Annotated in this window: 1 protein-coding gene; it reads left to right on the plus strand. The window is 64.4% G+C overall.

Annotation, left to right across the window (positions count from 1 at the left end; genetic code table 11):
- The first annotated feature begins 312 nt into the window (after positions 1-312).
- Complete coding sequence (locus tag AOK11_RS16125) at positions 313-507, plus strand: hypothetical protein (protein WP_055594417.1); 195 nt, start codon at positions 313-315, stop codon at positions 505-507.
- Positions 508-526 lie beyond the last annotated feature (19 nt).

The raw sequence follows: 526 nt of genomic DNA on the forward strand, positions 1-526 counted from the left end.
CGGCCGGACCACCTCTCACCACGGATCATTCCGCATATCGGGGACGGGGCGTACGTCTGCGAGCGGTGCAGAGCCGTACAGGTGAATCGCCAGAGTACTGGCTCGCGCGGCACATGGGCCGACGTGCCCGAGGTAAAGATCACGGCAGATCCGGCCGTGCGCAACCGCCCGCGTCGTTCAGGCCGGGAACAGTCCGCCGACCGGGCGAAATCTGCCGATCTTCACCCGCTTGCACCTTTTATCGTATGGATACATCCTGTGATCCTGGAAGTACTCATGGTGACTGTCCCCCCGCGAACCAGGAGAACTCACATGATCCTCTCGATCTCAGGCGTCGTCCTGCTCGGCGTCGTCCTCTTCATCCTCTGCCGCAAGGACGGCCTGAGGCCGTTGCACGCCGTGGTGGCGATGCTGTTCGGCTTCTATCTGGCCAGTACGGCCATCGCGCCGAGCATCAAGGCCGGCGGCGAGAGCCTGGCCGGCCTCCTCGGCGGCATCAAGTTCTGACCCCAGTCCCCCAAGCCCC

Source organism: Streptomyces hirsutus (genome assembly GCF_001418415.1).
In the GTDB taxonomy this organism is placed as follows: Bacteria; Actinomycetota; Actinomycetes; order Streptomycetales; family Streptomycetaceae; genus Streptomyces; species Streptomyces hirsutus.

Coding starts and splice junctions, on each gene's coding strand:
- AOK11_RS16125 (WP_055594417.1), top strand. CDS start 313: ATGATCCTCTCGATCTCAGGCGTCGTCCTGCTCGGCGTCGTCCTCTTC.